The sequence below is a fragment of the Streptomyces sp. G-G2 genome (genome assembly GCF_030063135.1).
In the GTDB taxonomy this organism is placed as follows: Bacteria; Actinomycetota; Actinomycetes; order Streptomycetales; family Streptomycetaceae; genus Streptomyces.
In genome coordinates, this window is sequence record NZ_JASISO010000032.1 from 48,902 (window position 1) to 65,139 (window position 16,238).

Sequence of the window (16,238 nt, forward strand, 5' to 3'; positions counted from 1 at the left end):
CGGTCACGCCTCGACCGGGTCCCGGGTGCGGTCACCGCCCGCGTCGCCGGTGTTGACGGTGGCGGTCGGTTCGAACAGCAGGATGGAGACCTCCTCCTCGGCCACCGGGCAGTGCTCGGTCCCGCGCGGTACGACGTACAGCTCGCCCGGGCCGAGCGTCACCGCGTCCTCTCCGCGGGAGTCCCGCAGGCGGATCGTGAGGGTGCCGCTCACCACGAGGAACAGCTCGTCCGTCTCCTCGTGCGTGTGCCAGACGAAAGAGCCGAGCAACTTCGCCGCCCGGACGTCGTAGTCGTTGACCCGGGCGAGCCGCCGGGGCGCCCAGTGCTCGTCGAAACCGGCCAGGGAAGCCGCGATGTCCACCTTCTGGCGCTGGGTACTGCGGTCTGTCGTCGTCATGGGGGAAGGGTGCCCCGGCCGTGCGCCGGCGGTCTTGTACGTTCTTGACGCGCGGAGCTCGCGGGGCGCGTGCCCACGGGCCGTCCCGTCCGGCTGACGCCGGTCCGGCGCCTCCGTACGCTCGTCACCGCCGCGGTGACCGCCCTCGCGCTCGCCGGGGCGCCGACCGGGCCACCGCCGCGGCGGCCGGGACGCCGAACTCGGGGAACCCGCCCACGAGGTTCAGTCGGCCCGGCAGGTCAGGTCCTTGCCGGGGAGCCTGCCCGTGGCCAGGTAGGCCATGGCACTCGTGTCCGCGCAGGAATTGCTGCCGTTGACGATGTGCCCCTCCCCGCCGGCGACGGTGACCATCCGGGAGCCGTGCAGTGCCCGGTGCATGGCCCGGCCTCCGGCCAGGGGCGTCAGGGGGTCCCACTCGTTCTGCACGATGAGCGCGGGGACGTTGTTGTCCACCGCCGTTCTGGGCTCGCTGCCCGGCTTCCAGAAGGCACACGGCTTGATGTTGGCGTCGAAATCGCCGGACAGCGGATACCGGGTCCGGTCGCGGATCGCGTCGTGGCGGTACTGCTGCGGATCGCTCGGCCATGACGCCCGGGTGTCGGCGCACAGCACGGCCCAGGCGCTCGCGTCATCGTTGTCCGGGGGAACGTCGCGGGCGGACGCCGGAGGGACGGGGCCCGTTGCCTGCCCGGAGGTCCCGGGCTTCTTGCCGTCGGCCGTCTCCTTCAGTCCGGCGACCCAGGCGGCGGCCTTCTCGATGCGCGCGAACACGGCGCGCTGAGCGCGGATGCCGTCACCGCTCAACAGCGCCCCGCCGTCCTCGATGGGGGTGCGGTCGGCCCTGGTGACGAGGTCCCAGAAGGTCGTGCGGACCGCGGCCGGTGTGCGGCCCAGGCCGTACGCCGCGTGCCGCCGGGCCGTCCACTGGGTCCACCGTGTGAAGGCGAGTTCGGCCCTCTCGGCCTGCGCGGTGAACATGCCGCGCCCGTAGCCCGCGGGGTCGGCGGCGCTGTCCAGCACGAACCGGTCGGTCCGCCGGGGGAACAGCTGCGTGTAGACGGCTCCGAGATAGGTGCCGTAGGACATCCCCAGGTACGAGATCTTCTGCTCGCCCAGTGCGGCGCGGATCGCGTCCATGTCGCGCGCGGTGTTGCGGGTGGTGAGGTGGCGCAGTGTGCCGCCCGCCGCGGCCTGGCACTTGGCGGCCACGGTACGGGCCCGCTCCACATCCCTCGCGAAGGTCCCGGCCCTGTACGGGCGTTCGGTGTCCCGGTCGTCGTCGGTCAGCCCGCAGCTGACGGGAGAGCTGTGCCCGACGCCCCTGGGGTCGAACCCGATGAGGTCGTACTGCCTCCGCACCGTCCGCGAGAGGTGCAGTGCCGGGTCCACGGGCATGTCCAGGCCCGGTCCGCCGGGTCCGCCGGGGTTGAGCAGCAGCACTCCGCGCCGCTCCTTCGCGCTGCCCGCCTTGATCCGGGATATCGCGATGCCGATCGTCCTGCCGCCGGAATCGCCGTAGTCCAGGGGCACTTGGACAGTCGCGCACTGAAAGGAGGCGGGGCTGCCCGCGTCGCACCGCTGCCATCGGAGCTTGTGCTGCGCTGCGGTCGGCTCGGACGCGCTGAAGGCCGGTTCGGGAATCGACACCGAAAGAAGAACCGCCGCGGCGCCGAAAGCCAGGACAGACGCTGTGCGTGGATTCCGCATCAGGATCAGTTCCCCGTGAGCTGCTGGCGGACGCACTGCTCGTACTGCTGGAAACTGTCGGGCTGGTAGCACTTCTGCGTCTCGTTCGCGTACCAGACCATGAAGAAGGCGACCAGGACGGCCACCACGATCGCGACGGCTGACGTCACCACGCCGGTGATGGCCTTGCCCCGGCCGCTCCGGGTCGGACCGCTTCTCACCAGGGCGCTGATGCCAAGGACCAGGCCGACGAGGCCGAGCAGGCCGCCGAAGAAGAAGACCGAGGTGCCCAGGCCGGTGACGCCCAGCACCATGGCGGCTCCGGCCAGCCGGTTCTTGGGGCCCTGCGGGTGGGGGCGGTGCGGGACCGTCCCACCGGTCCGGGCCGGTGCCGTGTGGTACGGCGGCATCTGGGTCCCTTGCGTGTTCATCAGCCATCCTCCGGTCGAGTGCTCAGGGGGCTGATTCTCGTTTCGGGAGACGTGAGCGCACATCGCGGGAAGGCGGGAGGATTTCCTCCCCCGATCGGGGGAGGGCCCCGGCAGGCCGGCCGGTCATACTGGTCGGATCATGATCTGGGGAATACGGCCGCTGCTGCGCGGCTCCACGTACGCGGGAATGTTCTTCGCCTATTGCGGTGCTCTGGCGAGCATTCCGCTGCTGCCTTTCGCCATGCTGTCGACGCTGGTGTGGCCATCCGCTCCCTATGGCATGAAGGCCGTTCTGACCCTCCTGGTCTGGGCGGCGCTGATCGGTACGGTCGGTCTGGCCCGCACCACGCGGCGGGCGCTGATCGCGTTCGCCCGCAGGCTGCTGGGGGTGCCGTTGCCGGACCCCGCGGCGTCGGGCGGCGACCGCTGGCGGACTCCGCTGTGGCTGCTGCTGCACGTGACGCTGGGGTGGGCGGGGGCACTGACCAGTGGGGTGCTGCTGCTCATGGGGGTGACCCTTCCGTTCGGCGGTGAGGCGGAGCTGAGTCTGTTCGGCTGGTCACTGCGGGCGGACGGCGGCTGGCAGAGCTGGACGCTGGGGCTGTGCTTCCTGCTGCTGGCCGCGGTGGGGTGCGTGGTCGTGACGGGAGCCCTGCGCCGACTGGCGCCGAGGCTGCTGGGGCCTTCGTCGGCCGAGCGGCTCGCGCTGGCGGCCGAGCGGGAACGGGCGCTGGCCGAACGCAACCGGCTGGCCCACGAGTTGCACGACTCGATCGGTCACACACTGACGGCGACCACGATCCAGGCGGCGGTGGCGAGCGAGGTGCTCGCCGCCGACCCGGCGGCGGCGCGGGCCGCCCTGCGCAGCATCGAGGAGTCGTCCCGGGCCGCGCTGGAGGACCTGGACTACGTCCTGGGTGTGCTGCGCGATCAGCGGGCGGGGACGGCACCGACCCGCACCCTGGCCGACCTGCCCGAGCTGATCGACCGGCTGCGGCACGCGGGCGCGACGGTGGAGCCGGAGCTGTCGGGCGACTGGGCGCAGGTGCAGGGGACGCTCTCCCGGGCGGCGTACCGGATCCTGCAGGAGGGCCTGACGAACGCGCTGCGGCACGGGGCGGGCGGTCCGATCGAGCTCCGGGTGGCGGCCACCCCGGACAGCCTTGAGCTGGGCGTGGTCAACAGGACCGGACCGCCGACGAGCGCGGGCCCGGGCACCTTCCCGACGTCCGGGCACGGCATGCCCGGTCTCGCCGAACGCGTGCGGCTGCTGCACGGCGAGATCGAGGCGGGCCCGCGGGGGACGCGGCACTGGCGCCTGGCGGTCCGCCTGCCGGTACCCGCATCGGCGGCGGTATGAGTGGCATCGGTAAGGCCGGCATCGGCATGACCGCCCCCGGCGCGAGCGCGGCCACCGCTCCTGCGGCCACCGCCCACCCGACCGCCGATCCCGCTGACAGCCCCGTCACCCTCCTGATCGCGGACGACGACGAAGTGACCCGCAGCGGTCTGCGGACGCTCCTCGGGGTTCAGCCGGGGATCACGGTGGTCGGAGAGGCCGCCGACGGGGTCGACGCGGTCGAACAGGCGCGGCGACTGCGCCCGGACGTGGTCCTGATGGACGTACGGATGCCGCGCTGCAACGGCATCGAGGCCACCCGGCAACTCCTCGCCGACCCGGCCACCGCACGGCCGAAGGTCGTGGTGATCACCACCTTCGAGAACGACGACTACGTCACCGCGGCACTCAGCGCGGGCGCCGCCGGGTTCGTGCTCAAGCGGCTCCCGGTCCGCCAGATCGCGGAGACGGTACGGGTGGTGGCGTCGGGGGAGGCGATCCTCTTCCCCTCAGCACTGCGCCGCATGGTTACCGCCCGCCCCCTGGACTCCGCCGAGGCGCTACCGAAAGCGGCGCTGACGGACCGGGAGGAAGAAGTGCTGCGGAGCATGGCCACGGGCCTGTCCAACCCGGAGATCGCGAGGGCGCTCACGGTGAGCCTGGAGACGGTGAAGACCCACGTGGGAAACGTGCTGACCAAGCTCGGCGCACAGAACAGGACGCACGCGGTGGTCATCGCCTACGAATCCGGCCTGGTGGTCCCCGGCCTCACCGACTGACAGCCCGCGGGCCACAGCTCCGGAGCCCGACGCCGGGCGCGCCCTCGAAGCCGCCGCAGAACCATCCGCTCGTCGACACCACCGAGGGCACGGCCGTCACCGGCCACGACGGGCCCGGCCGGGTGCGGCCGCTGCTGGTGAGCGACGACAACGAGCTGCCGCAGCAGATCACCCGGCTCTGCACGACGGACGTGCGCCTGCCCGCGCGCAGCCGGCGCTGAGCGGTCCCGCTCCGCGGGTCAGGCGAGCTGGAGGGCGCCCCGGCGGTGGCGGGCCGGAAGCACGTCCGGGTCCGGGGCGCCCGGCCCGGCGTCGCGCACCGCGGCGCGGACGGCCGTGCGCAGCCGGGCGCGGGCGCGCCGCTCCTCCTGCGCGGCCCAGCGGCCGACCGAGGGGTCGCGCAGCAGCCGCGGCAGGCGGCGGACCACGGCCCGGCGGCGGACGGCCTCCGGCCGGACCCGGTGGCCCGCTCGCCGCGCCTCGGCGCACAGCCGGGCGCTGAAGCGCAGGTCGTCGACGGTGGCGGTGGCGGTGAGCGGCCAGGTCCCGAGGGAGCGGGCGCGGTGGTGCGCGGTGCGTGACAAGGGGACTCCCGGGTCAGCGCCGCCAGGTGGTTCCCGGCGGTACCTACCGGAAGCCGTGCGGTCCGCGGCCGCGGACCGCTGCCGTCACGCCCCGCGGGTGACGATGCCGCGCGCCACCCCCAGGTCCACCAGGTCCTGGGGGCGCAGGCGGAGTTGGTCGGCGGTGGCCGGGGCCCGGTCCGCTGGGCGCTTGAGGATGGCGGCGGCCAGCTCCGGAGCGATGACGGAGAAGTAACTGTCCGGGGTGACCCAGGTGTTGCCGGGCGCGGCCAGTGCCAGCGCGCCGCCCGAGCCGCCCTCGCCGATCAGCAGGGTGGTCAGCGCGACCGTGGCCGACGCCAGCGCCGCGAAGCAGTCCGCGATCGCCGCGCCCGCCCCGGCGTGCTCGGCCGCCGCGTCATTGGCCGCGCCCGGGGTGTCGATCAGGGTCAGCACCGGTACCCCGAGCCGGTCCGCGAGCCGGACCAGGCGGGCGGCCGTACGGTACCCGGCCGGGCGGGTGGCGGTGCCGCACTGGGCGGCGTACGCGACGGTCCGGCCCGCGCGCAGCCCGAACCCGCACAGCATCCCGGGGTCGACCCCGCCCGCGCGGTCGCCGGAGACGGGCAGGCGCAGCTCGAAGTACGCGTCCAGATAGGCCGGGGCGCGGGGCCGGTCCGGATGCCGGGCCTGGTGCACGGCCTGCCACCCGCTCGCCGGAGGCGGTACGTCGGCCAGCGCGGCCGGGGGCTCGGCGGGCCCGGCGTGCGCCGACCCCAGCAGGCGCAGCCAGTCGCCGACGGTCGCTGCGAGTTCGGCGGGCGGGACGACGGCGTCCACGTGCCCGGCGGCGTACTGGCCCTCCGCGGTGTAGGCCGCCGGATCCGCGTCGGCCGGACGCACCCGGGACCCGGCGAACCCGACCTGCGCACCCGGCAGCGCCAGCACGATGTCCGCGCCCGCGCCGAGCGTGGCCCAGCCGCCCCCGGTGGTGGGGTCGCGCAGCACCGCGATCTGCGGCAGACCGGCGGCCCGGGTGAGGACGGACTGGCGCGCCACGCGCTGGAGTTGGGTCAGTGCCAGCATGCCCTCCTGCATCCGGGAGCCGCCGGTGGCGATCAGGGAGACGAGGGGGAGGCGGTGGGTGCGGGCATGGGTGTACGCGGCTTCGAGGCGGTCGCCGGTGTGCTCCCCGAGGGAACCGCCGAGGAAGCCGAACTCGAAGGAGATCAGGGCGGTTTCGCGGCCCCCGACGCGGGCCGTGCCGATGACGACGGACTCGCGCTCGCCGGTGCGGGCGGCCGCGCGGGCCCGGGAGTCGCCGTACCCGTCCCAGCCGAGGGGCCCGTCGGGGCGGGACTCCCTGGCGGGGGCCGGGAGTTCGGCGAAACTGCCGGGATCGGCGACGGAGGCGATGGCGGCGCGGGCCGAGAGGCGGGTCGTCACGGCGCCAGCGTACTGGGTGGTCCGGCCGGGTCAGGGGAGGGGCAGGGCGATCCTCACGGCGTAGACGGCGATCAGGCCGTGGCCGAGGCGGAAGGTCCACGTCCGGGCGGAGTCCGGGATCCGGCTCCCGGCGAAGGAGCCGACGGCGGCCAGCAGTTGCTGCCAGAGGAGGGAGGCGAGCAGCACGCCCCCGGCGAAGGCGGCCGCCGCGGGGACGGTGGCGAGGCGGGAGCCCTGGGCGGTGATGAGGGCGGCGAAGTAGAGGGCGGTGGTGGGGTTGACGCCGGTGAGGGCGACATAGCGGGCGAAGGCGTGGCGTGCGCGGAAGGCGGCCGGGCGGTGCCCTTCGGCCCGTGCCCCGGTCCGCTCCGTCCCGGAACCGGGGGTCCCGCCCGCCGCCCCGCCCGCCGCCCCGCCACCGCCGTCCCGGCCGGGGGCCGCCCGGTGGAGGAGTTCGAGCGGCGGGTGAGCGGACTGCCCGGGATCACCGAGGTGGTGCACGTGACCGGCGCCCACGACTACCTCGTACGGGCCCGGGCCGCCGATCCGGCCGCCCTCGACACCCTGCTGCGCAGGCTCAAGGGCGACGCCGGGGTCGCCCAGTCCAGCCACCGGATCGCGCTCCGGGCCGCTTCCCGCCCGGGTTAGGGCGGGTGGGAGAAGGAGCGTCGGGCGCCCGAAGGGCGGGCCCGCGACGCCGGACGTCGCGGGCCGGGCGTCGCGGGGCCACGCCTCGCGGGCCGGGCGGGACTTCTCACCCACGCCCCAGTGCCCTCTGCGTCGCCGCTACAGCGCCGACCGCCATTCCACCCGGGTGCCGCGCGTGCCCGCCTCCGTGCGGCCGTCGTCCGCCACCATCAGGTGGACCCGGCCCGGTTCCGCGTCCACCTCGACCGCGATCGAGGTGACCTCGCTGCGCCGGTGCGCCGCGGCCAGCGCCCCGCGCAGGGCGGCCAGCAGGGCGCCCGCCACCGGGTCCACGAGCAGCGCGTCGACCGCCCCCGAGAAGTGCACGGACGGCTGGAAGCCGAAGAGGACCGCCGCGCCCCCGGTCTCCCGCAGGACCCGGCCGCGGAAGGTGGTCGGCGCGTCGGTGGGCGGCTGCTGGAGGGCGAAGATGGCGGTCCGGACCTCCTGGATGGTGGAGTCCAGCTCGTCCACGGCCCGGGCCAGCTCCTCGCCGACGGTGTCCCCGGACGGCGCGGTGGAGGACCGGCGCCGGGTGCTCTCCAGCATCATCTCCGTCGCGAACAGCCGCTGGACCACCAGATCGTGCAGGTCCCGGGCGATCCGGTCGCGGTCCTCGTAGACGGCCAGCTGCTCGCGGTCGTACTGCGCGTCCGCCAGTACGAGCGCCAGCGCGGCCTGCGAGGCGAACTGCGAGGCGAGCAGCCGGTCCACGGCGTCGTACGGTTTGCCGCCCCGCTCCCGCGGCAGCGCCAGGGTGCCGATCAGCTGGCCGCCGCTCTGCAGCGGGAGCATCATGCTCGGCCCGAACCGCACCCGTACGTGCGTGGTCATCCGGGGGTCGGTCGCCGAGTCGTCTATGAAGACGGGCTCGCCGCCCAGCAACTGTTCCAGGACGGCCGAACCGGGCTGGATCGCGGTGCCGAGGAGGTCCCCGGGATCCCCGTGCGTGGAGGCGGCCACGATCTCCATCCCGCCCGCGGCGGTGGGCTGGAGCACCACACCGGCCGCCGCGTCGGCGAGCAGCCGGGCCCGTTCGGCCACGCACATCAGCGCGTCGGCGGCGGGCCGGCCCGCGAGGAGGGTGGTGGTGACGGCGGCGGCGCCCTCGATCCAGCGTTCCCGGCGGCGGGCCGTCTCGTACAGCCGGGCGTTGCCGATCGCTATCCCCGCCTGCGAGGCCAGGACCCGGACCAGCGCGAGGTCGTCCTCCGTGAAGGAGCCGACGCGCTTCTCGGTGAGGTAGAGGTTGCCGAAGACCTCGGTGTGCACCCGGATGGGTACGCCGAGGAACCCGCGCATCGGCGGGTGACCGGGCGGGAAGCCGACCGAACGCGGGTCCTGGGTGAGGTCCTCCACCAGCAGGGGACGCGGATCGCTGATGAGCGTGCCGAGCAGGCCGGAGCGGCCGTCGGGCAGCCGGGGGATCGCGTTCCGCTCGGCCTCCGTCATTCCGGCGGTGAACAGCTCGGTGAGCCGCGCGTGCTCGGGGTCGACGACCCCGAGCGCCGCGTAGCGGGCCTCGCACAGTTCGGCCGCCGAGTCGACGATGTGCTGGAGGGTGCTGTGCAGCTCCAGGTCGGAACCGACGCTGAGCACTGCCTCCAGCAGCACCGGAAGCCTCGGCTCCACCACCTCGACCGGCCCCGTCGGCCCCGTCTGCCGAGCCTCGACCGGCCCCGTCGGCTCCGGCCGGTCGCCGGGCTCCGTCGGCTCCCGCTCTCCTCCGGTCATCCGGGTCATTCGGCCAAGGGGTTCAGAACCATGGGGGTGATCTTCCCTTCGAGCATCGCGCCGAGTCCGAGTACGGCGCACACGTCCGGCCGTTCCGCGATCTGCACGGGCATTCCGGTGGCGTCCCGCAGCATCTGGTCCAGCCCGGGCAGCAGGGCGCTGCCGCCCACCATCATGATCCCCCGGTCGGTCAGGTCGGCGACCAGGTCCGGCGGGCAGTCCCGCAGCACCTTGCCGATCCCGTCCAGTACGGCGGTCAGCGGCGTGTGGATGGCGTTGCGCACCGCCGCTGTGTCCACCTGTACGGAACGGGCCAGTCCGGTGGCCACGTCCCGGCCGTGGATCAGGGTGGAGGCGGGCCCCTCGTCGGTGATGCCGTTGCCGTGCAGGGCCAGCTGGAGCGGCCGGACGGCCTGGCTGGGCAGCATCAGCTCGTGGGCGTGGCGCAAGTGCTGGACGATCGCGTGATCGATGGCCTCGCCGCCGACCGGGATGCGCTGGGCGGTGACGATCGAGCCGAGGGAGAGCACCGCGACCTGCGTGGCCGCGGCCCCGCACACCATGATCATCGTCGCGGTCGGCTGCTCCACGGGCAGGCCGCAGCCGACGGCCGCCGCGATGAGGGTGTCCACCAGCTCGACGCGCCGGGCGCCGAGGCCGACCAGCGTCTCCACGGTCGCCCGCTGGGCCAGCGGATCGGCGTCGTGCGGGGTGCAGGCGGCGGCCCGCAGCCGGGGCTTGCGGCGCAGGGCGCGCCGCAGCTTCTCGCCGAGGAGGTGACGCAGCATCCGCTGGGCCATCTCGATGTCGACGACGGTGCCGCCGGAGACCGGGCGGACCACGCGGATGTAGTCGGGTGTGCGGCCGGTCATCCGTTCGGCGAAGGTTCCGACGGCGATGAGGGCGCCGGTCCGGGTGTTCACGGCGGCGACGCTGGGCTCGTCGACGACCAGGCCCGCGCCCTTGACGTAGACGCGGGTCCTGGCAGCCCCCAGGTCGACGGCGACGTGGCAGCGGCGCAACTGCTCAAGACTGACGGTCACGGCAGGTCCTCCCGAGAGGCACTGATGAGAGAAGACCGGCGGAATACCGATCCCAATCAGTATCTTCTGTGGTAATTCGGACATATCGCCCGTTGTGCTGCTCCGGTCGGGGTGCGTCCAAGCGGGGTCGAGGGGTGCTGCACGGGGGTGGTTTTCTGTACCGACAGGCGACACGATGCCCCCAGTGCCCGAGCTACCCGTGCGTAACAAGGTAAGGGGGACCCGATGCTGACGGCCCGCCAGAAATTCCTGGCTCTCCTGACGCTCTGCCTGGCACTTTTGGCGCCGCTCCCGGCCCAGGCCGCCAATCAGGTCGCTGACCAGGCGTTACCGCGCAATCCGGTGATCTTCGTCCACGGCTACAACGCCGACCCCGGCGTATGGGGCGCCTTGCGTGAGGACCTGCGCGGTGCCGGGTACGCCGACTCGGACCTCTTCTCGTGGGGCTACGACACCCACCAGTCGGTCAATGAGGTGCTCTCCGGCCGGTTCGCGGAGTACGTCGACCAGGTCCGCCGTCAGACCGGCGCCGCCCGGGTCGACGTCGTCGCCCACTCCTTCGGCTCGCTCGTCACGCGCTGGTACGTGAAGTACGGCGGCGGCGCCCCGGTCGTGGACCACTGGATCTCGCTCGCCGGCCCCAACCACGGCACGTACATCAGCTGGGGCTGTGTCATCTGGGACCAGGCCTGTCGGGACATGAGCCCCGGCTCCTACGTGCAGAAGGGGCTCGCGGCGGGCGACGAGACGCCCGGCGCGGTGAAGTACGCCACCTTCTGGTCCTCCTGCGACGAGGTCGTCAACCCCGACAGCAGTGTGGCCCTGACCGGCGCCCTCAACACCTACGCCGGATGCCTCAAGCACAACGACTTCCTCGGCGACGACGGGGTCTCGGCCGGGGTCCGCGCCTTCCTCACCACGTGAGGCGCTGGAGCAGCCCGTAGGTGAACTCCGCCACGCACGGCCGCGCCGTCCCGTCCGTGTCCCGCCCGGTGAAGGCCAGCCGCCACCGGGTGGGCGCGGTGCCCTCCATCGGGCGGGCGGGCGCGAAGGCCCGCGCCACCTCGTCCACCGTGGCCGACCACGGCCGAAGATCGTCCAGGGTCTCCAGTACGGGCCCGCTCGCCCCCGGCGCCCGCACCAGCCACTCGTTCCACACCGCCCCGTCCGGCGCGGCCAGCACCTCGAAGCGCAGGTCCGGCCAGAGCGGTACGGGCCATAGCAGGGCCTCGCACTCCAGGTCCCCGATCTCGCGCCGGGCCACCGACTCGGCCGGCCCGAGCACCGAGCGGTAGCGGGCCAGGGCCCCGCGCGTCCGGGGCGAGCGGACCATCGCCTGCCATCGTCTGTTCGCCTCCCGCTGCTCCGCGAGGGAGGCCCCGAGCCGGATGCGGGCCTGGTCGGCGAGGTCGGGCTGGAAATCGGACATCCGGCGCAGCAGCACCAACTGGAAGGCCTCCGGGCCGAAGCGGGAGGTCGGGCGGGAGGCGGGGGCGGCGGCCATGCGCCTCAGAATTGCACACAGGATCCTTACACCTCCGCGATACGGATGTTGCGGGAGACCACGTAGCGTGCGGGCCCCATGGACTACTGCCACGCCTGTCGGAGGCACCTGAACGGCGCGCTGGCGTGCGCCGGGTGCGGAACTCCGGCCGAATACCTGACCACCGCGCCCGCGAGCGGCGCCGCGCCCGCCGCCCCGTACCCGGGCGCGCCCTACGCCGACGGGCTCGCCCCGCCGTCCGGCGCCCCGGGCGAGGGCCCGCGGGGGAGCCGCCGCCCCGGGGCGCGCCGCCGTGCCGTGCACCGGCGGCGCCGCCGGACCGCGCTGACGATGGGGCTCGGGGTGCTGCTGGCGGTCGGGGGCACCTTCGTCCTGGCCCGGATCGTCAACGAGGGGCAGGGCAGCCGGTCGTCCAACGTGATGCTCAAGGACGGCGCGGGCTCGGAGCAGCCGCTCTCGACCAGGGACCCGTCCGCCGAAGCTCCGCTCCAGACGTCCGGGCAGGTCTCGGCGAAACCCAGCGCGTCCGCCTCGGCGAGCCCGTCGGCCAGTGCGTCCCGGTCCGCGAGTCCCTCCGCGTCGGCGAGCGCTTCGGCCTCGGCCCGGCCGTCCGCCACCTCCGCGCCGGGTCGGACCGTACGCCCGACCGCGTCGGAGCAGCCCGCGGCGAGCCAGTCGGCCTCGTCGGAGCCGTCGAAGACCCCGAAGCCGAAGCCCTCGCCGTCCCCCTCGGGGGCGGACGAGTGCTGGCCCTGGTGGTGGTGCTGAGCCGGCCGGAGGGTCAGCCCAGCATTCGTTTCAGCAGGTCCCGCAGGACCGCCCGCTCGGCCGTGGAGAGTCCGGCCAGCGGCTCCCGCGCGAAGTCGAGCGACTCGCGCAGCCGGTCGCCCGTCCGGAGCCCGTCCTCGGTGGCGGCGGCCAGCTTGACGCGCCGGTCGGCCGGGTCGGGGCGGCGTTCGACCAGGCCCCGGCTCTCCAGCCGATCGACTATGCCGGTCACGTTCGAGGGCTCGCACTTGAGCTTCTGCGCGATCCGGCGCATCGGCATCGGCTCCAGCGAGAGCAGCCCGAGCACCCGGGCCTGGGCGCCGGTCAGCTGGTGGGTGGCGGCCGCGTGCTCGTACTCCTCGTGGTAGCGGGCCACGACGGTGCCGATGAGCTCGACGACCTCAAGGGTCAGGGGGTCCGTACGACGACTGGGCATGGAACCAGCGTACCCATTTACTTGACAACATGAAATATCCAGGAGCATGGTTGTTTCAGGTCATTAAGTAATTTCTCTCCCGGGAGCGCTCCATGTCTGAGATTCCTGCCGTAAGCCGCGAGTGGCACCTGGTCGCCCGTCCGCAGGGCTGGCCCGTCGCGACCGACTTCGCGCTGCGCGAGGTGCCGGTGTCGGCCGATCCCGCGCCCGGCCGGATCCTCGTCCGCAACCTGCACATGTCGGTCGACCCGTACATGCGCGGCCGGATGAACGACGTGAAGTCGTACATCCCGCCGTTCCAGCTCGACGCCCCGATGGACGGCGGTGCGGTCGGCGAGGTCGTCGCCTCCGCCGCCGAGGGCTTCGAGGTCGGCGACCACGTCCTGCACGGGCTGGGCTGGCGCGAGTACGCGGAGTTCGACGCGAAGCACGCCACCAAGGTGGACGCCTCGCTCGCCCCGCTCTCCGCCTACCTGGGCGTGCTCGGCATGCCGGGCATGACCGCCTACGCGGGCCTCTTCAAGGTCGCCTCCTTCAAGGAGGGCGACTCCGTCTTCGTCTCCGGCGCGGCGGGCGCGGTCGGCAGCCTCGTCGGTCAGTTCGCGAAGATCAAGGGCGCGTCCCGGGTCATCGGCTCGGCCGGTTCGGCGGAGAAGGTCACCACGCTCACCGAGAAGTACGGCTTCGACGCCGCCTTCAACTACAAGGACGGCCCGGTCGCCGAGCAGCTGAAGGCCGCCGCCCCCGAGGGCATCGACGTCTACTTCGACAACGTCGGCGGTGACCACCTGGAGGCCGCCATCAGCTCCCTCAAGGTGCACGGCCGGGCCACCCTGTGCGGTGCGATCGCGCAGTACAACGCCACCGAGCCGACCCCCGGCCCGCGCAACCTCGCGCTCGTCATCGGCAAGCGCCTGCGTCTGCAGGGCATCCTCGTCGGCGACCACGCCGGGCTCCAGCAGCAGTTCGTCCAGGACGTGGCCGGATGGCTGCGGTCCGGTGAGCTGACGTACGACGAGACGGTCGTCGAGGGCGTGGAGAACGCCGCCGACGCCTTCCTCGGCCTGCTGCGCGGCGACAACACCGGAAAGATGATCGTTTCCTTCACCGGTTAGGCTCACCCCAGACCGTCGCGATCGTGGGCGCGAGTCGCGGCGAACCACCAGGAGGATTCTTTACATGTCGATCCAGCAGTCCGACGTCGTCTACACCGCCGTCGCCACCGCCGAGAACGGCCGTGACGGCCGCGTCGCCACCCACGACGGTCAGCTCGACGTCGTCGTGAACCCGCCGAAGGAGATGGGCGGCAGCGGCGCCGGCACCAACCCGGAGGCCCTGTTCGCCGCCGGTTACAGCGCCTGCTTCCAGGGTGCGCTCGGCGTCGTCGCCCGCACCGAGAAGGCCGACATCTCCGGCTCCACCGTGACCGCCGAGGTCGGCATCGGCAAGAACGACGACGGCTTCGGCATCATCGTCAAGATCTCGGCCTCCATCCCGAACGTGGACGCCGCCACCGCCAAGGACCTCATCGAGAAGGCCCACCAGGTCTGCCCGTACTCCAAGGCGACCCGCGGCAACATCACCGTCGAACTGGCGGTCTGATCCCGCACGCTCACGCGCACCCGCGCAGCGAAGGCCGCACCCCCGCCGAGGGGGTGCGGCCTCCGCCGTAAGCTGGCCCGATGAGTGATCTCGCGGGGGGATTCCGCTATCTGCTGGCGGGCCAGCGCTGGGTGCTGGGCCACGGCCGCTGGCTCGGCATAGGACTGCTGCCCGGGCTGGTGTCCCTGGTCCTGTACGCCGCCGCCCTGATCGGCCTCGGCTTCGGCGCCGACGACCTCGTCGCCTGGCTGACCCCCTTCGCCGACGGCTGGGGTTCGCCCTGGCTCGCGCTTTTGCGCGGTTTCCTGACCGTGCTGCTCTTCGGCCTCGGCCTGTTCCTCGCGGTGATCACCTTCACCGCCGTGACCCTGCTGATCGGCCAGCCGTTCTACGAGTCCCTCTCCGAGGAGGTCGACCGCGGCGAGGGCGGCGAGGTGCCCCGGTCCGGGCTCACGCTGTGGCGGGAGCTGTGGATCTCGGCCCGCGACAGCGTGCGGCTGCTCGGGCGGGTGCTGCTCTACGGCGTCCTGCTCTTCGCCCTCGGCTTCGTCCCGGTGATCGGCCAGACCGTCGTCCCCGCCATCGGGTTCTGCGTCTCCGGCTACTTCCTCACCCAGGAACTCACCGGCGTCGCCCTCATGCGCCGCCGGGTGGAACTCCCCGGACAGCTCGCGCTCCTGCGCTCGCGCCGGATGCTGGCGCTCGGCTTCGGCGTACCGCTGGTCCTGTCCTTCCTGGTACCGCTCGTCGCGGTGTTCCTGATGCCCGGCGCGGTGGCGGGAGCCACCCTGATGGTCCGCGACCTGACGGCCGACCCGGATGCGGGCGCCGACGCCGGTGCGGACGCCGGCGCGGTGGAGCCGGCCCGGGCCGAGGGCTTCGGACCGCCGCCCGCGGGCTACGGACGGCCTACAGGCTGAGCAGGCCGATCGCGCCCGCCGTGTCCTCGGCCCCGTGGGCCGGATCCTGCGCCAGCCTGCGCCGCATGAGCTCCAGGTAGGGGGCGATCAGCTCCGCGCTGACCCCCTGCTCCTCGGCCGTGCGCAGCAGTGTCGGGGCGCCCGCGACCTGCATGGCCAGGCTGGAGACCACCCCCGAGGTGAAGTCGCCCGACTCCAGCCGCTCGGCGGCGCCGCCCGCGAAGTGGCCCATCGCACCCAGCCACTCCGACAGCGGCGACGCCAGCGAGGAGGGCGCGATCCCCTCGCCCCGGATCAGCGCGTAGGCGTGGGAGATCCCGGCGAACAGCCCGTACATCGCGCTCAGCAGCGCCACGTCGTGCAGGGCCGCGTGACCGGCGTCCGAGCCGACGAACCGGGCCCCGGCCGGGACCTCCAGGGCCGCGCGGTGGGCCTCGTACAGCTCCCGCGAGCCGCTGTAGAAGACGTAGCCGCCCGCCTCGGGGATGCCGATCATCGGCGGTACGGCCATGATCCCGCCGTCCAGGAACCGGGCCCCGCGGGCCGCCGCCCCGGCGCCCCGCGCCCGCGCCTCGGCCGGGGTCCCGGTGGTCAGGTCGACCAGGTCCCGGCCGGTCAGGTCGACCCCGTCGAGAGCCTCGCCGACCGAGGCGTCGTCCAACAGGCACAGGACCACCGGCCCACCCGCGGCCACCGCGTCGGCGACGCTCGCGGCGACGGCCGCGCCCTCGGCGGCCAGCGCCGCGGTACGGGCGGGGGTGCGGTTCCACACGGTCAGGGGGTGTCCGGCGGCGAGCCAGGCACGGGCCAGGGCGGTGCCCATGACTCCGGTGCCGAGCAGGGTGACGGGGGCCGGGGCGGGGGTCGGGCCAGGGGTCGGGTCAGGGGTCCGGGCGGGCAT

The 16,238-nt window shown here is 73.7% G+C and carries 18 protein-coding genes and 1 pseudogene; 8 read left to right on the forward strand and 11 right to left on the reverse strand.

Annotated elements, in window-relative coordinates:
* Positions 1 to 3: 3 nt before the first annotated feature.
* The 3 genes from QMF80_RS24195 to QMF80_RS24205 all read right to left on the reverse strand — a co-directional run bounded on the left by QMF80_RS24195 (position 4) and on the right by QMF80_RS24205 (position 2,516).
* A complete protein-coding gene (locus QMF80_RS24195) occupies positions 4 to 399 on the reverse strand; it encodes a cupin domain-containing protein (protein WP_283456645.1) in 396 nt (131 codons plus the stop codon).
* 222 nt (positions 400 to 621) lie between these two features.
* A complete protein-coding gene (locus QMF80_RS24200) occupies positions 622 to 1,929 on the reverse strand; it encodes an alpha/beta hydrolase (protein WP_349372235.1) in 1,308 nt (435 codons plus the stop codon).
* 182 nt (positions 1,930 to 2,111) lie between these two features.
* Complete coding sequence (locus tag QMF80_RS24205; protein ID WP_283456651.1) at positions 2,112 to 2,516, reverse strand: DUF4190 domain-containing protein; 405 nt, start codon at positions 2,514 to 2,516, stop codon at positions 2,112 to 2,114.
* 139 nt (positions 2,517 to 2,655) lie between these two features.
* On the opposite strand from QMF80_RS24205, the gene QMF80_RS24210 reads away from it, so the two are divergent.
* Both QMF80_RS24210 and QMF80_RS24215 read left to right on the forward strand, forming a co-directional pair.
* Positions 2,656 to 3,876 carry a sensor histidine kinase gene (locus QMF80_RS24210; RefSeq protein WP_283456653.1) on the forward strand — a complete coding sequence of 407 codons (1,221 nt, stop codon included), beginning with the start codon at positions 2,656 to 2,658 and terminating at the stop codon, positions 3,874 to 3,876.
* Positions 3,873 to 4,634: a response regulator gene (locus QMF80_RS24215; protein ID WP_283456655.1), complete on the forward strand. Its 762-nt coding sequence runs from the start codon at positions 3,873 to 3,875 to the stop codon at positions 4,632 to 4,634. The genes QMF80_RS24210 and QMF80_RS24215 overlap by 4 nt, the downstream gene beginning before the upstream one ends.
* Positions 4,635 to 4,873: 239 nt before the next feature.
* On the opposite strand, the gene QMF80_RS24220 is transcribed toward QMF80_RS24215, so the two are convergent.
* The 3 genes from QMF80_RS24220 to QMF80_RS24230 form a co-directional block, all read right to left on the reverse strand.
* A complete protein-coding gene (locus QMF80_RS24220) occupies positions 4,874 to 5,218 on the reverse strand; it encodes a hypothetical protein (RefSeq protein WP_283456657.1) in 345 nt (114 codons plus the stop codon).
* Positions 5,219 to 5,302: 84 nt separating this feature from the next.
* Complete coding sequence (locus QMF80_RS24225) at positions 5,303 to 6,643, reverse strand: carboxyl transferase domain-containing protein (RefSeq protein ID WP_283456659.1); 1,341 nt, start codon at positions 6,641 to 6,643, stop codon at positions 5,303 to 5,305.
* Positions 6,644 to 6,673: 30 nt separating this feature from the next.
* Positions 6,674 to 7,159 carry a LysE family transporter gene (locus tag QMF80_RS24230; protein WP_349372236.1) on the reverse strand — a complete coding sequence of 162 codons (486 nt, stop codon included), beginning with the start codon at positions 7,157 to 7,159 and terminating at the stop codon, positions 6,674 to 6,676.
* On the opposite strand from QMF80_RS24230, the pseudogene QMF80_RS24235 reads away from it, so the two are divergent.
* A pseudogene (locus tag QMF80_RS24235) lies at positions 7,091 to 7,291 on the forward strand (Lrp/AsnC ligand binding domain-containing protein); the annotation flags it as partial. The gene QMF80_RS24230 and the pseudogene QMF80_RS24235 overlap by 69 nt on opposite strands.
* A 138-nt stretch (positions 7,292 to 7,429) precedes the next feature.
* On the opposite strand, the gene QMF80_RS24240 reads toward QMF80_RS24235, so the two are convergent.
* Together QMF80_RS24240 and QMF80_RS24245 are read right to left on the reverse strand one after the other, a co-directional pair.
* The gene (locus QMF80_RS24240) at positions 7,430 to 9,064 is read right to left on the reverse strand and encodes a GAF domain-containing protein (protein WP_283456663.1); all 1,635 of its coding nucleotides are present in this window, start codon (positions 9,062 to 9,064) and stop codon (positions 7,430 to 7,432) included.
* Between the two features lie 5 nt (positions 9,065 to 9,069).
* Positions 9,070 to 10,107, reverse strand: coding sequence for a rod shape-determining protein (locus QMF80_RS24245; protein WP_283456665.1), 1,038 nt, complete (start codon positions 10,105 to 10,107; stop codon positions 9,070 to 9,072).
* Positions 10,108 to 10,332: 225 nt separating this feature from the next.
* On the opposite strand from QMF80_RS24245, the gene QMF80_RS24250 reads away from it, so the two are divergent.
* Positions 10,333 to 11,031, forward strand: a complete 699-nt coding sequence (locus QMF80_RS24250; RefSeq protein WP_283456666.1) for an esterase/lipase family protein — start codon at positions 10,333 to 10,335, stop codon at positions 11,029 to 11,031.
* On the opposite strand, the gene QMF80_RS24255 is transcribed toward QMF80_RS24250, so the two are convergent.
* A complete protein-coding gene (locus QMF80_RS24255) occupies positions 11,021 to 11,611 on the reverse strand; it encodes a hypothetical protein (protein WP_283456668.1) in 591 nt (196 codons plus the stop codon). The two genes, QMF80_RS24250 and QMF80_RS24255, sit on opposite strands and share 11 nt — an antisense overlap.
* Positions 11,612 to 11,689: 78 nt before the next feature.
* Between QMF80_RS24255 and QMF80_RS24260 the strand changes: the two genes are divergently transcribed.
* On the forward strand, positions 11,690 to 12,379 hold the full coding sequence (locus tag QMF80_RS24260) for an SCO2400 family protein (protein ID WP_283456670.1): 690 nt from the start codon (positions 11,690 to 11,692) through the stop codon (positions 12,377 to 12,379).
* A 13-nt stretch (positions 12,380 to 12,392) separates the two neighbouring features.
* Here QMF80_RS24260 and QMF80_RS24265 read toward each other — a convergent pair whose 3' ends face one another.
* Positions 12,393 to 12,815 (reverse strand): MarR family winged helix-turn-helix transcriptional regulator, encoded by a 423-nt coding sequence (locus QMF80_RS24265; RefSeq protein WP_283456672.1) that lies wholly within the window; start codon positions 12,813 to 12,815, stop codon positions 12,393 to 12,395.
* Positions 12,816 to 12,907: 92 nt separating this feature from the next.
* Between QMF80_RS24265 and QMF80_RS24270 the strand changes: the two genes are divergently transcribed.
* From QMF80_RS24270 to QMF80_RS24280, 3 genes are all read left to right on the forward strand, one after another.
* Positions 12,908 to 13,930 carry an NADP-dependent oxidoreductase gene (locus QMF80_RS24270; protein ID WP_283456674.1) on the forward strand — a complete coding sequence of 341 codons (1,023 nt, stop codon included), beginning with the start codon at positions 12,908 to 12,910 and terminating at the stop codon, positions 13,928 to 13,930.
* A gap of 64 nt (positions 13,931 to 13,994) precedes the next feature.
* Positions 13,995 to 14,417, forward strand: coding sequence for an organic hydroperoxide resistance protein (locus QMF80_RS24275; RefSeq protein WP_283456676.1), 423 nt, complete (start codon positions 13,995 to 13,997; stop codon positions 14,415 to 14,417).
* An 80-nt stretch (positions 14,418 to 14,497) separates the two neighbouring features.
* Positions 14,498 to 15,337, forward strand: a complete 840-nt coding sequence (locus QMF80_RS24280) for an EI24 domain-containing protein (protein ID WP_283456678.1) — start codon at positions 14,498 to 14,500, stop codon at positions 15,335 to 15,337.
* Here QMF80_RS24280 and QMF80_RS24285 read toward each other — a convergent pair.
* Positions 15,327 to 16,238, reverse strand: coding sequence for an imine reductase family protein (locus QMF80_RS24285; protein ID WP_283456747.1), 912 nt, complete (start codon positions 16,236 to 16,238; stop codon positions 15,327 to 15,329). The two genes, QMF80_RS24280 and QMF80_RS24285, sit on opposite strands and share 11 nt — an antisense overlap.

Excerpts from the sequence above, each read along its gene's own strand:
- QMF80_RS24195 (WP_283456645.1), bottom strand. The coding sequence starts at position 399 with ATGACGACGACAGACCGCAGTACCCAGCGCCAGAAGGTGGACATCGCG.
- QMF80_RS24205 (WP_283456651.1), bottom strand. The coding sequence starts at position 2,516 with ATGAACACGCAAGGGACCCAGATGCCGCCGTACCACACGGCACCGGCC.
- QMF80_RS24210 (WP_283456653.1), top strand. The coding sequence starts at position 2,656 with ATGATCTGGGGAATACGGCCGCTGCTGCGCGGCTCCACGTACGCGGGA.
- QMF80_RS24215 (WP_283456655.1), top strand. The coding sequence starts at position 3,873 with ATGAGTGGCATCGGTAAGGCCGGCATCGGCATGACCGCCCCCGGCGCG.
- QMF80_RS24240 (WP_283456663.1), bottom strand. The coding sequence starts at position 9,064 with ATGACCGGAGGAGAGCGGGAGCCGACGGAGCCCGGCGACCGGCCGGAG.
- QMF80_RS24250 (WP_283456666.1), top strand. The coding sequence starts at position 10,333 with ATGCTGACGGCCCGCCAGAAATTCCTGGCTCTCCTGACGCTCTGCCTG.
- QMF80_RS24255 (WP_283456668.1), bottom strand. The coding sequence starts at position 11,611 with ATGGCCGCCGCCCCCGCCTCCCGCCCGACCTCCCGCTTCGGCCCGGAG.
- QMF80_RS24260 (WP_283456670.1), top strand. The coding sequence starts at position 11,690 with ATGGACTACTGCCACGCCTGTCGGAGGCACCTGAACGGCGCGCTGGCG.
- QMF80_RS24265 (WP_283456672.1), bottom strand. The coding sequence starts at position 12,815 with ATGCCCAGTCGTCGTACGGACCCCCTGACCCTTGAGGTCGTCGAGCTC.
- QMF80_RS24270 (WP_283456674.1), top strand. The coding sequence starts at position 12,908 with ATGTCTGAGATTCCTGCCGTAAGCCGCGAGTGGCACCTGGTCGCCCGT.
- QMF80_RS24275 (WP_283456676.1), top strand. The coding sequence starts at position 13,995 with ATGTCGATCCAGCAGTCCGACGTCGTCTACACCGCCGTCGCCACCGCC.
- QMF80_RS24280 (WP_283456678.1), top strand. The coding sequence starts at position 14,498 with ATGAGTGATCTCGCGGGGGGATTCCGCTATCTGCTGGCGGGCCAGCGC.
- QMF80_RS24285 (WP_283456747.1), bottom strand. The coding sequence starts at position 16,238 with ATGCCCGCCCGGACCCCTGACCCGACCCCTGGCCCGACCCCCGCCCCG.